This window comes from Amycolatopsis regifaucium (assembly GCF_001613935.1).
Lineage (GTDB): Bacteria > Actinomycetota > Actinomycetes > Mycobacteriales > Pseudonocardiaceae > Amycolatopsis > Amycolatopsis regifaucium.
In genome coordinates this window covers 33,649-49,053 of the sequence record NZ_LQCI01000008.1, presented here as the reverse complement: position 1 = coordinate 49,053, position 15,405 = coordinate 33,649, and the positions used below count along the sequence as shown (strand labels likewise).

At 68.0% G+C, this 15,405-nt stretch carries 13 protein-coding genes and 1 tRNA gene; 8 read left to right on the top strand and 6 right to left on the bottom strand.

The features are described from left to right. Positions 1 to 36 precede the first annotated feature (36 nt). Positions 37 to 780, top strand: coding sequence for a FadR/GntR family transcriptional regulator (locus AVL48_RS09670; protein WP_061980518.1), 744 nt, complete (start codon positions 37 to 39; stop codon positions 778 to 780). 54 nt (positions 781 to 834) lie between these two features. Then, entirely contained in the window at positions 835 to 1,881 is a 1,047-nt protein-coding gene (locus AVL48_RS09665) for a patatin-like phospholipase family protein (protein ID WP_074038229.1), read from the top strand. A 75-nt stretch (positions 1,882 to 1,956) separates the two neighbouring features. Here AVL48_RS09665 and AVL48_RS09660 read toward each other — a convergent pair whose 3' ends face one another. The 5 genes from AVL48_RS09660 to AVL48_RS09640 form a co-directional block, all read right to left on the bottom strand. Next, positions 1,957 to 2,556 carry a class F sortase gene (locus tag AVL48_RS09660; RefSeq protein ID WP_061980519.1) on the bottom strand — a complete coding sequence of 200 codons (600 nt, stop codon included), beginning with the start codon at positions 2,554 to 2,556 and terminating at the stop codon, positions 1,957 to 1,959. 4 nt (positions 2,557 to 2,560) lie between these two features. Further along, the gene (locus tag AVL48_RS40510) at positions 2,561 to 3,232 is read right to left on the bottom strand and encodes a hypothetical protein (RefSeq protein ID WP_061980520.1); all 672 of its coding nucleotides are present in this window, start codon (positions 3,230 to 3,232) and stop codon (positions 2,561 to 2,563) included. A gap of 367 nt (positions 3,233 to 3,599) precedes the next feature. Beyond that, entirely contained in the window at positions 3,600 to 3,932 is a 333-nt protein-coding gene (locus AVL48_RS09650; protein ID WP_061980521.1) for a hypothetical protein, read from the bottom strand. An 18-nt stretch (positions 3,933 to 3,950) separates the two neighbouring features. Next, entirely contained in the window at positions 3,951 to 4,991 is a 1,041-nt protein-coding gene (locus AVL48_RS09645) for a trans-sulfuration enzyme family protein (protein ID WP_061980522.1), read from the bottom strand. Positions 4,992 to 5,016: 25 nt separating this feature from the next. Next, the gene (locus AVL48_RS09640) at positions 5,017 to 8,253 is read right to left on the bottom strand and encodes a penicillin acylase family protein (RefSeq protein ID WP_061980523.1); all 3,237 of its coding nucleotides are present in this window, start codon (positions 8,251 to 8,253) and stop codon (positions 5,017 to 5,019) included. A gap of 141 nt (positions 8,254 to 8,394) precedes the next feature. On the opposite strand from AVL48_RS09640, the gene AVL48_RS09635 reads away from it, so the two are divergent. Continuing rightward, a complete protein-coding gene (locus tag AVL48_RS09635; RefSeq protein WP_061980524.1) occupies positions 8,395 to 8,769 on the top strand; it encodes an FKBP-type peptidyl-prolyl cis-trans isomerase in 375 nt (124 codons plus the stop codon). Positions 8,770 to 8,980: 211 nt separating this feature from the next. On the opposite strand, the gene AVL48_RS09630 is transcribed toward AVL48_RS09635, so the two are convergent. Next, positions 8,981 to 9,063 (bottom strand) — tRNA-Leu (locus AVL48_RS09630). 129 nt (positions 9,064 to 9,192) lie between these two features. On the opposite strand from AVL48_RS09630, the gene AVL48_RS09625 reads away from it, so the two are divergent. The 5 genes from AVL48_RS09625 (at position 9,193) to AVL48_RS09605 (ending at position 15,403) form a co-directional block, all read left to right on the top strand. Then, complete coding sequence (locus AVL48_RS09625) at positions 9,193 to 10,440, top strand: FHA domain-containing protein (RefSeq protein ID WP_061980525.1); 1,248 nt, start codon at positions 9,193 to 9,195, stop codon at positions 10,438 to 10,440. Between the two features lie 160 nt (positions 10,441 to 10,600). Further along, positions 10,601 to 11,068: an FHA domain-containing protein FhaB/FipA gene (locus AVL48_RS09620; RefSeq protein WP_007030429.1), complete on the top strand. Its 468-nt coding sequence runs from the start codon at positions 10,601 to 10,603 to the stop codon at positions 11,066 to 11,068. Further along, positions 11,065 to 12,465: a PP2C family protein-serine/threonine phosphatase gene (locus tag AVL48_RS09615; RefSeq protein ID WP_061980526.1), complete on the top strand. Its 1,401-nt coding sequence runs from the start codon at positions 11,065 to 11,067 to the stop codon at positions 12,463 to 12,465. The genes AVL48_RS09620 and AVL48_RS09615 overlap by 4 nt, the downstream gene beginning before the upstream one ends. Further along, positions 12,465 to 13,943 (top strand): FtsW/RodA/SpoVE family cell cycle protein, encoded by a 1,479-nt coding sequence (locus AVL48_RS09610; RefSeq protein ID WP_061980527.1) that lies wholly within the window; start codon positions 12,465 to 12,467, stop codon positions 13,941 to 13,943. Before AVL48_RS09615 ends, AVL48_RS09610 begins: the two co-directional genes overlap by 1 nt. Next, positions 13,940 to 15,403, top strand: coding sequence for a peptidoglycan D,D-transpeptidase FtsI family protein (locus tag AVL48_RS09605; protein WP_061980528.1), 1,464 nt, complete (start codon positions 13,940 to 13,942; stop codon positions 15,401 to 15,403). Before AVL48_RS09610 ends, AVL48_RS09605 begins: the two co-directional genes overlap by 4 nt. The last annotated feature ends 2 nt before the right edge of the window (positions 15,404 to 15,405 follow it).

Sequence of the window (15,405 nt, the reverse complement as noted above, 5' to 3'; positions counted from 1 at the left end):
TCTGACCAGTAAACCAGACGAGACGGCAGGGTCAAGATGGAATTCGAGCCGGTCTCCCCTGTCCGCGCGTACCAGCGGGTCGTCGAGCAGATCGAGGAAGCCGTGTTCAGCGGCCGGATCAAACCCGGCGACCGGCTCCCGAGCGAACGCGAGCTGATGGTCCAGTTCGACGTCGGCCGCTCGACGGTGCGGGAAGCGCTCCGAGTGCTGCAGGCGGCGGAAATGATCCGCTCGCGGCCCGGCGATCCACGCGGCCCCGAGGTACTGGCCGCTTCGCCCGCCGCGTTGCACCGGTCGATGCACCGGCTGGCGCGGGCCGACCACATCGGCCTCTCCGAGTTGCTGCAGTTCCGCATGGTGCTCGACGGTTCCGCACATCTGCTCGCCGCGCAGCTCAGGACCGAAGACCACCTCGCCGAACTGGACGCCGCGCTGGCGGCGATGCGCGCCGGGGTTTCGGCGGGGTTCGCCGAATTCAGTCACGCGGACGTCGCGTTCCACGATGCCATCGCCCGTGCGACGGGCAATCCGCTTCTGGTGATCAGCGGCGAGGTCGTGCGTGGCGTCGTGCTCGAACTCATCGAAGACAAACTGGAGCACGCCGACGACCGGACGGCGTTGATGCGCAACTGGCTCACGCATCACGAAGAGGTACTGGGGGCGATCCGGGACTCGGACGGCGAGCGCGCCTCACGGCTGGCGAAGCAGGCGCTGTACGACAACTACGCCGAGCACGTCCCCGAAGAACAACGTCGTCTCTTACAGCCACTACTTTCGTAACACTCTGTCGCGCCGGGCCGACTCACTTCTACACTCGCTCAAGTGGGGGATGCCATGGAGCCTTCGACAGCCCGGCGGGGTGTGGGTCTCGCCTTGTCCGGCGGCGGTTATCGCGCGATGCTCTTCCACACCGGAGCCCTGTGGCGACTGAACGAACTCGGCTGGCTGTCGAAGATCTCGACGTTCTCCAGCGTCTCCGGCGGTTCGATCGCGGCCGGGATACTCGCCCACGCGTGGCCGGATCTGGACTTCCGCGACGGCGTCGCGAACAACTTCCACGACGAGGTCGTCGCGCCGGTCCGCAGCCTGGCGCGCACGCGGCTCGACATCCCGGTCACCTTGCGCGCCATGGTCATTCCGTGGCGAAGCGCCGGCGAGGAGCTCGCGCGGGTGTACGCGAAACACCTCTTCGGCGACTGCTGCCTCCGGGATCTGGACCCGGCGGGACCGCAGTTCGTCTTCACCGCGACCAACCTGCAGGACGGCGCGCTGTGGTGGTTCTTCCGGCAGGACGGGCCGCACGGCAACATCCCGCTCGCGACCGCGGTGGCCGCGTCGTCGGCGTTCCCGCCGATGCTCTCTCCGGTGGTCATCCACGATCCGCTTTCGGCCAAGGCGCGCAAGAAGATCGTGCTGAGTGACGCCGGCGTCTACGACAACCTCGGCCTCGACCCCGTCGAAGGACAGTGCGCGACGGTGCTGGTCAGCGACGCCGGCAAGCGGATGAAGATCAAGCAGAAGGTCAACCACGACTGGGGACGGCAGTTGCTGCGGGTCCTCGACGTGATCGACAATCAGGTCCGCGAGCTGCGACGGGGCGCGCTGCTGAAGTCCTATGTGGAGAAGGAATTCGCGGGCGGCTACTGGGGAACGTACGTCGATCTGGAGAACTTCGAACTGGCGGATTCGCTCCCGGCGCCGGTCGCCCTCACGCACAAGCTGGCGGAAACACCCACTCGGTTGACGAAACTGCCGGAAGTCTTGCAGGAGCGGTTGATCAACTGGGGTTACGCGGCTTGCGACGCGGGGATGCGGCGGTGGGTCGAGCGCGAGGCGGCGGCTCCGGCGGGGTTCCCCTTCCCGAAGTCCGGCCTCGGTTGAGCGTCCCCCAATGCAATGAAAGGCCCCTTCATCGCAAAATTTGCGATGAAGGGGCCTTTCATTGCGAGCTTTTGGTCAGGCGACCAGGTTCGCGTAGACGATGACGTTGTCCTTGTAGCTGTGCTCTTCCTTGTCGAAGACACCACCACAGGTGATGACCCGAAGCTGCGGTTTGTCCGTGTTGCCGTAGACCGCGTCCTCGGGGAACTGGTCCTTGGGAACCTGGTCCTTCTTCTCGACCACGAACTTCAGGACCTTGCCGTCGCTGCGGTCGACGAGGATCTCGTCGCCGGGGTTGACGTCCTTGAGCTTGTAGAAGATGCCCGGCTGCTTGTTGCCGTCGACGTGCCCGAGCAGGATGGCCGGGCCGACGTCGCCGGGCACCGGGGAAAGCCGATACCAGGCGGCCTGCATCGGGTTCTTCGCCGACGGGACGGACATCTTGCCGTCCTTGCCGATCGCGACCGTGACCAGGCTCGATTCCGCGCCGATCTTGGGGATCTTCACGTTTGTCGGGCGAACGCCGTTGAACGGCTTGACGACCGGCGGAGCCGATTCCGACGGCGCCGCCTGCGCGGCGGGCGGGGCGGGTTCGTCAGTGCCGCAGCCCGTCAGCGCGAGGGACAGGACAAGGGCGGCCGCGACCAGGCGGCCGCCCTGCGTCAGGAGCTTCATCCGATCAGGCCGCGGTGGCGCCGGAACCGGTCTCGATGCCGCCCTTGGGCTTCAGCTTGACCTGCTTCTCCGGCTTGACACCCGGCGCGTTCGAGCCGCCGCCGACCGTCCCCTCGATCTCGATGTCACCCTTGCCCGGCTTGCCGTCGCAGGTCCAGGTGAAGGTGCTCGAGGTGCCCTTGAAGCCAGGCTTCGCCTTGATCATGTAGACCCACAGGTAGGCCTCGCCACCGTCCTGGAACACCTCGACGATGTCGTAGTCCGGCGCGTTGACGTCGGTGGGCTCCGAACCGCAGAAGATGGCCAGCGCGCCATCGGTGCCCTCGACATATCCGGCGCCGACGTTCAGCACCGGCTTCGGCGGGGTGGTGGGGGTCGGCTTCTCCGAGGTGGAGGTCGGCGAGGGTGAGCCGGAAGTCGGCTTGCCGCTGGTCGGAGTCGGGGTCGACGTCGGCTGCTGCGACGACGAGCCCGGAGCGCTCGTCTCGGGCGGAGCCGAGGTCACCGGACCACCCGTGTAGGTGGGCCCCGCCGGTGCGGAGGACGTCGTCTCGGGCGGAGCCGAGGGGGACGAGGTCGTGGTTTCGGTCTGCGCCATCGCGACCGGCGTCACGGCCAGCGAGATGACGGCGCCGGCCAGCACCGCGCCCGCGACGCGACCCAACGTCTTCTTCAAAGTGATCTCCCAGTGAAAGGCATCGCAACGCATGGTGACCCCCACCATGCGACCACCCCAGGGGATTCCCTCTTTCGGGTGACAGCGCGATCCTGCCGTAAAAACGCCTTCGGACTGTAGCGATTAAACGGTGACAAAACCCACTGGGAAAACCGGTAACGCCGACCCGATCCGACCCGATACAAGGGCCCGAAGTCGGCTCAACAGAGGGAAATCCTCGCGGCGACGAAGGAATGTTAACACCCGAAGCGGCGGAAAGGACGCGCTGCGGAAGCATTCTTTCCGCTTCCACAGTTCGGAGTACCCGCGGGTGAAGAATTGCCCAGCCGAGGGCGGAAACCGGTGCTCGGCAACCTGAAGGTAACGATCAGAACACCAAGAACAACGACACGGCGAGGGAGATCGCGCCGAGGAGACCCGCGACGAGCAACCACGGCTTCGGCGACGTCCTCCTCCGCACCGCCCGGCCACCGCCCACGGCCGCGGTCAGCAGCCCGGCGCCGAACCCGATCGCGGGGATGAACGTGGCGAGAGTCCGGTTCTCGGCAGCACAGGCCCAGACCTCCGCGCTCGGGCAGGGCCGCGACGCCAATTCGGCGAGCAGACCCGCCGCGACGATCGCGAGGAAGCCGAGCACCAGGAGCCAGAACAGGCCCCACATCCATTGACCGAGCCGCCGGGGCGGTTTCGTCTCCTCCACGCGCTCCAGGTTAAGGCGCTAGCCGAGCGCCGAGGCCAGATCCGTCCAGAGATCTTCCGGATCTTCGAGCCCGACGCTGAACCGGACGAGCCCGGCGGGCACGTGCGCGTCACCCGCGAGCCACGCCCGCCGTTCCACCAGGCTCTCCACCCCGCCGAGGCTGGTGGCGGCGCGGATCAGCCGCAGCGAGCCGATGACCTTGTCCGCGGTCTGGGCGTCCGGGAGTTCGAACGCGATCATCGTGCCGGAGCCGGGATAACGCACCCGGGTGATCGCGGGATGGTCGAGCAGCCGGGCGGCCAGTAGCGCGGCCGTGCGGGTCTGCTCGGCCAGCCGGACCGGCAGCGTCCGCAGTCCGCGCAGGGCCAGCCAGGCTTCGAGCGCTCCAGGAGTCGCCCCCATCCTGGTGCGCGCGTCGCGCAGATCCTTGGCGACGGCTTCGTCGGCCGCGATCGTCAGTCCGAGCAGCAGATCGCTGTGCCCGCCGATGAGTTTCGTCGCGCTGTGCACCACGATGTCGGCGCCGAGGTCCAGTGGCCGCTGCCCGAGCGGGGTGGCGAAGGTGTTGTCGACGGTGACCAACCCGTTCGCGGCGGCGGCGATCGTCTCGATGTCGATGACGTCGAGCGTCGGATTCGTGGGCGATTCGAGCCAGAGCAGGTCGGCGTCCGCGGCCGCGACCCACGCGTCCGTGTCGTCCGGGGCGATCTCGGTGACCACCAGGCGACCGGTGCGCTGGGCGTGCGCGAGCAGTCCGCGGGACCCGGCGTAGGAGAACGTCGGCACGCAGACCTTCGCGCCGACCGGCAGCGTGTCGACGACAGCGCTGAGCGTCGCGATCCCCGAGGCGAACGCGGTGGCGTGCCCGCCTTCGAGCGCGCCGATCGCCGCTTCGAGCGCCTCCCAGGTCGGGGTGCCGTCCTCACGCGAATACGCGCGGTCGGCGCCGGCGTCGAAGGTGCTCGCCGCGACGATCGGCACGTTCAGCGGTTCGCCGGGACCCTCCGGACGTCCGGCGGCGACGGCGAGGGTGCGGGGTGACCAAGCGTTCGTGTCCACCCCGCCACCGTAAACCGTCCCCGCGCTAGTGGGCGTACACCTCGAACTCGTAGAGGGAGTAGCCGTACTTCGTGCCGCGCTGGACACCGGCCATCCGGACATAACGGCCGTCCACGGCTTCGAAGGCGACGTTGTCCTGTCCGCCGTCCCCGTCCACTATGGACGCCGTGTCGCGCCAGTTCTGACCGTCCGACGAGACCTGCACCCGGTACGCCTTGCCGTACGCGGATTCCCAGTGCAGGACGACCCGGGAAACACGCTGTACCGAACCGAGGTCGACGGTGATCGACTGGTCGTCGCTCCAGTCACTCGCCCAGCGGGTCGACGAGTCGCCGTCGACCGCCTTGAACGGCGGTGAGTTGAACCAACCGGTCTCGTGGCTGCTGGCGCTGGCCGACCGGCCGGTGGCGAGGTTGGCGATGTTGTCGCCGCGCTTCGCCGGGAACTCCACGACCTGCTGGAAGGTCGGCCGGTTCTGGGTGCTGATCTTGTCCTGGGTGATCCCGCCCAGCGCGCGGTGGATGATCGTGTCGGCGCACCACTGGTCCCCCGCGGCGCATTCGCCGTCACCGGGGTACACGGTGCCGGCAGGCTGCGCGGCCGCCTGCGTCAGCGAGTCGAGCAGCACCTGACGGCAGGCGTTGACGTCCCCGCCGCCGCAGAACTTCGTGCCGAGCGGACCGGCGACGTTCTGGCCGAGTACCGAACGGATGTCCTTGTGCACGTAGCCCCACCAGCCCGACTGGTACGACGAACCGACGTGGCCCTGGCCGACGTGCTTACCCGGAACTTCGTTCTGCCAGCCGGACGGTGACTCGTTGATCTTCAGCACACCCACCATGGCGGCGTAGGCGGCGTCACCCATGCCGGGTTTGAACTGGGCGTTGACCAGCAGCGGCCACCAGGCGTCCATGATGCGGATCGCGTCGGCGTTCGCGTAGGCCTTGCTGCCGGGTGACGTCTCCGAGCGCAGACCGCCCGCGGCGAGCCAGGTCTTCAGCTTCGCCACCGCGTCCGCGGCCGGACCGGTCACCGGTGCCTTGTCGATCACCTTGAACAGTTCCGGCAGGACCTTCTCCGCGCGGAGGTCGGCCAGCGCCGCCTCCTCCATGGCCTGCGTGAGGTTCACGCGCGTCACCCTGGTGCCGCTGGAGATCATCTTCTTGACCCGCGCGTCGATCAGATCACCGCGGTGCACGGAGCTCTTGTCCGCGCCGCTGGCCGCGTAGCCCTTGGCCTGTGCGTTGTTCCAGCTGATGTAGTAGTCCTGGTTGACCGACTGCGGATGCTGCGACGAAGGCGTGTAGTTCGCGAGGTTGCCGTCGGGGTTCCAGCCCTGCCAGTCGAATCCCGCATCGCCCTTCACCGGCATGGCCGGGTCGACGTTCGGGTCGCGGACCGGGTTCGAGCCGGAGTTGTAGTAGGCGACGTCGCGGGAGTCGGCGTAGAACCAGTTGTAAGTCTGGTTGACGTCGGCCGCGGCGGCCTGGAAGTCCTGCGCGGATTTGATCGCGTCCGGATCGTTGAACTTCTGGAAGCCGATGATCGTGTCGATCTCGTGCTGGAAGGTCGACCGCAGCGACGCGTACGCGACCGGTTTGCCGCCGACCAGCGCCCGGCTCGTCACCGGACCGTACTTCGTGCGGAAGCTGCGCAGGGTGTACGAACCTGCCGCCGTGCCATCGGCGACGGTGGGCTTCCAGGCGTTCTTGCGCTCGACGATCTCGAACGGCAGGCACTGGCCGCGGAACCGGTAGAAGTCGGAGTTCTTCGTCGGCGCGGAACCGTTCTGCTCGCACAGTTCGACGGCGTAGGTGTCGGTGATGTCCTGGGACGCCGAAGTCGCGCTCCACGAGTAATCCTTGCCGCGGCCGAGCAGCACGTACATGCTGACGCCCGCGAAGGAGGCGCCGCGGGCGCTGATACCGGGGCCCTGGAGTTCTTGCAGCATCAGCAATTGCGGGGCGAAGTACCCGGCCTGCGGGCCGAAGACCGCGACCGGGTGACCGCTCGCGGTCTTGGCGCCGGAGACCACCAGCGCGTTGGACATGCCGTGCTTCTCGGACAGCATGTTGCCGGGCAGGACGCCGTCGTCGAAGATGCCGCGGACGGCCTTCTGGTCGTCCGGCGCCGGAACCTCGACCTTGGCGGGCGTGGCCGTCCCGGCCGAACCGGTCGGGTCGAAGACGAGTTGCTGCCCGGAAACCGTGCCCTTGTCCGGCATCGCGGCGCCCTGCGGATTCGCCGGAGCCTTGCCGTAGTCGAAGGTCTGTCCATTGTGGAGGGTTTTGACGGTCTCGGGGTCGTCTTCGGACCGAAGGCTCTTCCAGATCTTGTCGCCCTGTTCGAGACCGTATTTCTCCTGCATCGCCAGCTTCGCGATGGCGTTCTGCACCTCACCGCCGCCGCCGGCGCCGAACTGCGCGCCGACCACCGCGGCGAGCACGACGAGATCGGTCAGCTTGAACGGCTCGATGGTCCCGGCGTTGGTGATCGCGTCGACGTGCCCGGTGAGGACGTACTCGCCGGGGAAGTAGCGGCCACTGTGCGCGTCGGAGATGTACTTGTTGATGCCCTGGACGTAGGCCTCGGCGTCGGCCTTGCCCTGCGCGCCGCGCGGGCCGCTCGCCGCCGCGTTGTCGATCTGCTTCTGCAGCTCCTGTTCGGTGTAGGGCGCCGAAGAGAAGAAGCTCTGCTCGAGCTCGCGGTTCCCCTGCGCGCCCCCGGCGAACGAAGTCAGTTGGCCGCGGCCGACGCGGCGCATGATGTCCATCAGCCACAGGCGATCCTGCCCGGCGGCGTATCCGGCGCCGTACATCGTGCCCGGCCGCGTCGTGCCGACGATCCGGGGGACGCCGGTCGCCTTGTCGCGGGTGATCGTCACGTCCGATCGCGGTCGGATCGTGCTCTCGACCTGCCCGGACGGGACGCCGAACGAGGCGTCGTTGAAGAACTGGTTGATCTTGTCCGTGGTCAGCGTCCGGTAGCCGTCGGCGAGCGAGGCGTACTTCCCGAGCTGGTCGGCGGAATGCGCCGGGCGGGTGCCGAGCGCCTTGTGCGCCAGGATCTCGGCGAGGGTGGCGTTGCCCTTGGTGCCGGGCGGCAGGATGTCGCCGCACTGACCGCCGCAGTAGTCGTCGAGCGCGGCCGCCACCACCGAGTCCCGCGGGGATTCCGCCGCGTTCGCCTGCAGTGCCGGGACGGTCCCCGCCACCAGGGTCAGGCCCGCGAGCGTAGTCAGGATCCGTATGCCTCGTCGCATGAAAGACCTCCGTCGTCGGAGCGTGACGAGGCGCACACTACCGATGGGTATCGAATTTTGTGAAGAGTTTTCGCATTCTTGCCACCGTTCGGCGGAACACTCGCCCTGCGAACCCCGGACCTGCACAGGTAGCTTGTGGGCATGTCTTTGCAGAAGCCCCAGATCGACCGTCCGGAAGGCGCCGCGCCCGCCGACCTGGAGACCACCGACATCACCGTCGGCGATGGCCAGGAGGCCAAGACCGGTGACACCGTCTCCGTGCACTATGTCGGTGTCTCGCACTCGACCGGTGCCGAGTTCGACGCGTCCTGGAACCGCGGCGAACCGCTCAGCTTCGGTCTCGGCAGCGGTCAGGTCATCCCCGGCTGGGACCAGGGTGTCGCCGGAATGAAGGTCGGCGGACGGCGCAAGCTGGTCATCCCGCCGCATCTGGCCTACGGCGACCGCGGCGCCGGCGGCGTCATCAAGCCGAACGAGACCCTGATCTTCGTGGTAGACCTGGTCAGCGTGAACTGACCCACACCCACCGCACCACCAAAGACCCGGCCCCCCGGGTCTTTTCTTTTACCTCACCAGGCCAGGGCGCTCCGCGCCCGAGGCCGACCCACCCGCCAACCGCCGCTTCACGCACCGTGGGGGTCCGGGGGCTCGGCCCCCCGGGAGCTGACGAGCGACGACAGACGCGAAGAAGGCCCCGACGCGGAGCGAAGGGGCCTTCGAACAAGAGTGGGCGAGGAGGGAGTTGAACCCTCACGTCCTTTCGGACACACGGACCTGAACCGTGCGCGTCTGCCATTCCGCCACTCGCCCGAGCGCTTCGTTCTCTGACAGCCCGCAAAGCGTAGCAGGCTGATTTCACGGGTTTCACCGGGGGCCGTGTCCGACTGGCCGTACCCGGATAGGATCGACGGGGAAGCACACGTGTGAGGAGGTTGCCCGGTGGGCCGCGTCGAACGCTTTGATAGGCGGCTCGAGAACCTCGTGGGCAATACCTTCGCGCGGATGTTCGGTGGCAACGTCGTCACGCAGGAAGTGGCGGTGGCGCTTGAGCGCGAGAGCGAGGAGAACGTTCGTGAGCTGGCCGGTGGTCGACTGCTCGCTCCCAACCACTACATCGTGTCGTTGGGGCAGGCTGATCACGAACGTATGGCCGGAGACGAGCTTCGGGTCACGTCGGTGTTGGCGGGGGCGGTCAAGGAACACCTCGCCGAGCACGGTTGGGACACCTATGGTGACGTCGTAGTTTCGCTCGAGCGCAATGAGGCGCTGCATACTGGACAGTTCAAGACCCGTTCGTCCGTCGATCCCGACGTCAAGCCCCACGGCGCCGAAGGTTCGTCACGGTCGGCACGACCCAGCAACGCAGGAGACCCAGCAATGAGCCAGCCCCCCGGCTACGGCCAATACGACCAGGGTGACCCGTACGGCCAGCAGGGCCAGTACGGCTACGGACAGCAGGCTGGCCAGCAGCAGCCCGGGTACGACCAGGGTTATGGCGCTCAGCAGGGCGGCTACGACCAGGGTTACGGCGGCGCCCAGCAGCCCGGGTACGACCAGTACGGGCAGCCACAGCAGCCCGGTTACGACCAGGGCTACGGCGGTGCCCAGCAGCCTGGCTACGACCAGTACGGCGGGCAGCCGCAGCAGCCTGGGTACGACCAGGGTTACGGCGGCGCCCAACAGCCCGGATACGACCAGTACGGCGGGCAGCAGCAACAGCCCGGTTACGACCAGGGCTACGCCGGTGGGGCCCAGCAGCCTGGTTATGACCAGTACGGCCAGCCGCAGCAGGGCGGATACGACCAGTACGGCGGTGCCCAGCAGGCGTACGGCCAGCCCGCCGCGGACCCGTACGCGCAGGGTGGCGGTTACGGCGGCCAGCCGGCGGCGGCCCGTCAGCTCGCCGCGAGCCTTCAGCTGGACGACGGCTCGAACCGCTCGTACTCGCTGAAGCAGGGCGGGAACGTAGTGGGACGTGGTCAGGACGCCGACTTCCGGCTGCCGGACACCGGGGTTTCCCGTCGTCATCTGGAGATCACCTGGGACGGGCAGAGCGCGACGCTCGCGGACATCGGTTCGACGAACGGCACGACCGTCAACGGCACTCCGGTGCAGACCTGGCAGCTGGCCGACGGCGACGTGATCCGCGTGGGCCACTCGTCGCTCGTGTTCCGTACGCAGGGCTGACCGGCGGCGGCTGGAGGGGGTACCGCAGAATTGCGGTGCGGGACCTCGAGTGGATCGGCACTTCAGGTCGTATGCGGAGAGCAAGGCTGTTCGGAGCCGACCATCCCGGACGGCCCGGTCTCTCGGCGGCGTACAGGAGAAGCGGGAGCGGACACAACAAGTGCCAGAGCTGGTCGTTCAACTCACCAGGGTGGGCTTTCTCGTGCTGCTCTGGCTCTTCGTGTTCGCCGCGTTGCGCGTCGTCCGGTCGGATCTCTACGCGGCTTCCGGGCTGCGAGTCGCCGTTCCGACCTTCGGTCGCAAGAAGAAGGAAAACAAGAAGCCGCGCGGCGGAAAGTCGCCACAGCAGCTGCTCGTGACCCATGGTGCGCTGGCAGGCACCAGGATCGCCTTGGACGGCAGGCCGATCCTGATCGGCCGCGCCGACGACTCGACCCTGGTGCTGGACGACGACTACGCGTCGACCCGGCACGCCCGGATCGCCCTGCGCGGGGAGGATTGGTACGTGGAAGATCTGGGCTCGACGAACGGCACGTACCTCGACCGGGCTAAGGTCACGGCACCCCTCCGGGTCCCGCTCGGAGTCCCCATCCGGATCGGCAAAACGGTGATCGAGCTTCGCCCATGACTCTCGTCCTCCGCTACGCGGCTCGCAGCGACCGGGGCCTGGTGCGTTCCAGCAACCAGGACTCCGTGTACGCCGGACCCCGCCTGCTCGCCCTCGCCGACGGTATGGGCGGCCACGCCGCCGGTGAAGTGGCCAGCAAGGTCGTCATCGCCTCCCTCGCCCCGCTCGACGACGACGATCCCAGCGACGATCTCCTCGCACAGCTTCGCGAAGCCGTCCAGAACGGCAACGCCGCCATCGCCGAACTCGTCCAGCAGGACCCGGACCTCGACGGGATGGGCACGACCCTGACCGCCGTGCTGTTCGCCGGTTCGCGGATGGGTGTCGTGCACGTCGGCGACTCGCGGGCGTATCTGATGCGCGGTGGGCAGTTCTCGCAGATCACCCGCGACGACAGCTTCGTCAACGAACTTCTCGAACAGGGCCGGATCACGCCGGAAGAGGCCGCGGTGCACCCGCAGCGGTCACTGCTGTTGAAGGCGCTTACCGGGCACGAGGTCGAGCCGAGCCTGACCGTGCGCGAGGCCCGCGCCGGTGACCGTTACCTGATCTGCTCGGACGGTCTGTCCGGCATGGTCAGCGACGAGACCCTCGCCGAGGCGATCCAGATCCCGGATCCGCAGGCCTGCGCGGACCGGATGATCGAGCTGGCGCTCAAGGGCGGCGGCACGGACAACGTCACGGTGATCATCGCCGACGTCGTCGACGTCGACTTCGGTGAAGACGCGCCCATCGTGGGCGGCGCCGCCGGGGACGGCAGTGACGAGTTCCACCAGGGCGACTCCCCCGCCGCCCGCGCCAGGGCACTGACGCAGCCCGCGCCGCAGCCGCGGCCCGAGGTCCAGCCACCACAGGAGGACCCGAAGGTCAAGCGCCGGAGGCGATTTCGCTGGCTGGCGGGAGCGGTGGTCGTCCTGATCGTGCTGGCCGCGGCGGCGATAGCCACGCGGTATTTCGTGCTGAGTCAGTACTACGTCGGCGAGGGCCCCGGCGAGGAGGTCGTGATCTATCGCGGCGTCCCCGGCAGCATCCTCGGCATCGACCTGCACGCCTACGAGCAGGGCTCGTGCCCTCCCGGTGGCCTGTGCACCGACAAACTGCTGGTGCCCGCGCTGCAGGAAGACGCGCGTATCGCGGTGAAGAACGGCGTCAAGAAGGACAATCTCGACGACGCCCGCAAGTACATCGACGACTTCCTGCGGCCGCACAAGCAGCTGGCCGACTGCAAACCGAACACGAGCTCGACTTCCACGCCGCCTTCCGCGCCGCCGTCGGCGCCCCCGGTGTCGTCGTCGGCGGCTCCCCCTTCTACCCCCGCCTCGCCGAGCTCGGCGAATCAGCCAGCGGGGAGGGACTGCTCGACGCCGGCCACGGCAGCACCCGGGGGCGGTAACTGATGAGCACGCCGCTCGCCGATCCGGCTTCGGCCCAGTTCGCCACGAATCCTCCGCGCGAGCTGCCCAAGCGGCGCGGCACCGAACTCGTTCTCCTGGCGTTCGCGACGTTCATCGTCACCGTCGCGCTCGTGCTGGTGGAGGCGAACCAGGAGCAGGAACTCACCAGCTCGATCATCTGGCTGGGGCTGTCCTACCTCGGGGTGCTGACCGCGGCGCATCTGGCGGTCCGCCGCTGGGCGCCGTACGCCGACCCGGTGATCCTGCCGTGCGTCGCGCTGCTGAACGGGCTCGGCCTGGTGATGATCCACCGGATCGACCTGGCGCTCGCGGAACGCGCGGTCCAGCAGGGCAAGGAGTACACGCCGGACGTCACCAAGCAGGTGCTGTTCACGGCGATCTCGCTGGTGTTGTTCGTGGTGGTGCTGATCGTGATCAGCGACCACCGCACGCTGACCCGCTACGGCTACACGTGCGGTCTGGTCGGCATCGTGGCGCTCGCGCTGCCCGCGGTGCTGCCGTCGAGCCTTTCCGAGGTCAACGGCGCGAAGGTCTGGATCAAGCTGCCGTTCTTCTCGATCCAGCCGGGTGAGTTCGCGAAGATCCTGCTGATGATCTTCTTCGCTTCGTTCCTGGTGACGAAACGGGACCTGTTCATGGTCGCGGGCAAGAAGATCGTCGGTGTCGAGCTGCCGCGTGCCCGTGACCTCGGCCCGATCCTCATCGCGGCCGCCGCCTGCCTCGGCGTGCTGGTGTTCGAGAAGGACCTCGGAACGTCGCTGCTGTTCTTCGGCGTCACGCTGGTGATGCTGTACGTCGCGACCGAGCGGGTCATCTGGGTGGTGCTGGGCGTCGGCTTCTTCGCCGTCGGCGCGATCATCGCCTACAACCTGTTCACGCACGTCCAGCAGCGCGTCCGGAACTGGATCGACCCCCTCGCCACCTACGACGACCCAGGCGGCGGCTACCAGGTCGCGCAGGGCCTGTTCGGCCTCGGGACCGGCGGCGTCGGCGGTACGGGTCTCGGCGCCGGGCGACCGGACATGGTCCCGGAAGCCAAAACGGACTTCATCACCACCGCGATCGGCGAGGAACTCGGTTTCATCGGTCTCGCCGCGATGCTGATGCTGTACCTGATCCTGGCGATGCGCGGGATGCGCAGCGCGCTGGCCGTCCGCGACACCTTCGGCAAACTCCTCGGCGGCGGCCTGGCGTTCACCATCGTCATGCAGATCTTCGTCGTCGTCGGCGGCGTCACGAATCTGATCCCGAACACCGGGATCACCGCCCCATTCCTCTCCCGCGGTGGTTCTTCACTGCTCGCGAACTACATTCTGGTGGCCCTCCTGCTCCGCATCTCCGACGCCGCCCGCAAACCCGCCGCGCGGCCGAAGCCGCAACAGCCGCAGGCGCCGATCGCGGAAGCGCACACGGTGATGGTCCAGCGGCCGCCCGCGACCGGTGAGGGGAGTGCCTCGTGAACACCCCGCTCCGCAAGGTCGGCGTCGCCATGCTCGTCATGGTGGTGCTCCTGCTCGCCAACGCCACCTACATCCAGGTGGTCAAGGCCGACGACTACCGCACGGATTCGCGCAACCTGCGTGTGCTCTACGACGAGTTCTCCCGCCAGCGCGGGCTCATCGTCACCCCCGACGGTGCCGCCCTCGCGAAGGTCGACCCGTCGAACGACAAGTACAAGTTCATCCGGACCTACGCCGACGGGCCGATGTACGCGCCGGTCACCGGCTACTACTCGATCAACTACGGCTCCGGCGGCCTGGAGCGCTCCGAGGACGACGTCCTCAACGGCTCCGACCCTCGGCTGTTCGTCCGGCGCCTGTCGGACATGGTCACCGGCCGCGACCCGCGCGGCGGCAACGTGCGGCTGACGATCAACCCGGCCGTGCAGAAGGCCGCGTACGACCTGATGACGCAGAAGGGTTACACCGGCTCGGTGGTCGCCATGGAGCCCAAGACCGGGCGCATCCTGGCCATGGTCTCGACGCCGTCGTACGACCCGAACAAGCTCGCCTCGCACGTCGGCAAGGAGCAGATCGCGGCGTGGGGCGAGTGGCGTGACGATCCGAAGAAACCGATGCTGAACCGCGCGATCTCGGAGACCTATCCGCCGGGTTCGACGGCCAAGCTGATGGTGACGGCGGCCGCGCTCGAAGACGGCAAGACACCGGACATGCCGGTCAACACCGCGCCCAACGTCAAACTGCCCGGCACGCAGACGACGCTGGAGAACTACGGCGGCGCCCCCTGCAAGGGCAGCACCTTGAAGGAAGCGCTGCGGTACTCCTGCAACGTGCCTTTCGCCGAACTCGCGGGTGAACTCGGCAAGGACAAGCTGAACGCGACGGCGAAGAACTTCGGCGTCGGCGAGGATCTGACCGTGCCGATGCGGGTCGCCTCCTCCAGCCTCGGGCCGCTCGAATCGAAGGCGGCGCTGTTCCAGAGCGCCATCGGGCAGCGCGACGTGCGCCTGACGCCGCTGCAGGACTGCCTGCTCTCGGCGACCATCGCGAACAACGGCATGGCGATGAAGCCGCAGCTCGTGCAGTCGCTGCTGGCGCCGAACCTGTCGACCATCGAGGACTACACCCCGACCGAACTGACCGGTGACGCCGCGCTGTCCAGCGCGAACGCCGCGATGCTGCGCGACATGATGCTGGCGTCGGAGGAGAACACGAAGGGTGCCGGCAAGCGCGCCGACATCCAGATCGCCTCCAAGACCGGCACCGCGGAGCACGGCAACGACCCGAAGGCCACGCCGCCGCACGCCTGGTACACCGGGTTCGCGCCGGCGATGGACCCGAAGATCGCCGTCTCGGTGATCGTCGAGTCCGGCGGTAACCGCGGGCTCGAAGCGACCGGTGGCACCGTGGCCGCGGAGATCGGCCGCGCCGCCGTCAACGCGATGCTCGGGGGTGGATAGCG

Excerpts from the sequence above, each read along its gene's own strand:
- AVL48_RS09640 (WP_061980523.1), bottom strand. The coding sequence starts at position 8,253 with ATGCGACGAGGCATACGGATCCTGACTACGCTCGCGGGCCTGACCCTG.
- AVL48_RS09615 (WP_061980526.1), top strand. The coding sequence starts at position 11,065 with ATGACTCTCGTCCTCCGCTACGCGGCTCGCAGCGACCGGGGCCTGGTG.
- AVL48_RS09635 (WP_061980524.1), top strand. The coding sequence starts at position 8,395 with ATGTCTTTGCAGAAGCCCCAGATCGACCGTCCGGAAGGCGCCGCGCCC.
- AVL48_RS09660 (WP_061980519.1), bottom strand. The coding sequence starts at position 2,556 with ATGAAGCTCCTGACGCAGGGCGGCCGCCTGGTCGCGGCCGCCCTTGTC.
- AVL48_RS09610 (WP_061980527.1), top strand. The coding sequence starts at position 12,465 with ATGAGCACGCCGCTCGCCGATCCGGCTTCGGCCCAGTTCGCCACGAAT.
- AVL48_RS09665 (WP_074038229.1), top strand. The coding sequence starts at position 835 with ATGGAGCCTTCGACAGCCCGGCGGGGTGTGGGTCTCGCCTTGTCCGGC.
- AVL48_RS09670 (WP_061980518.1), top strand. The coding sequence starts at position 37 with ATGGAATTCGAGCCGGTCTCCCCTGTCCGCGCGTACCAGCGGGTCGTC.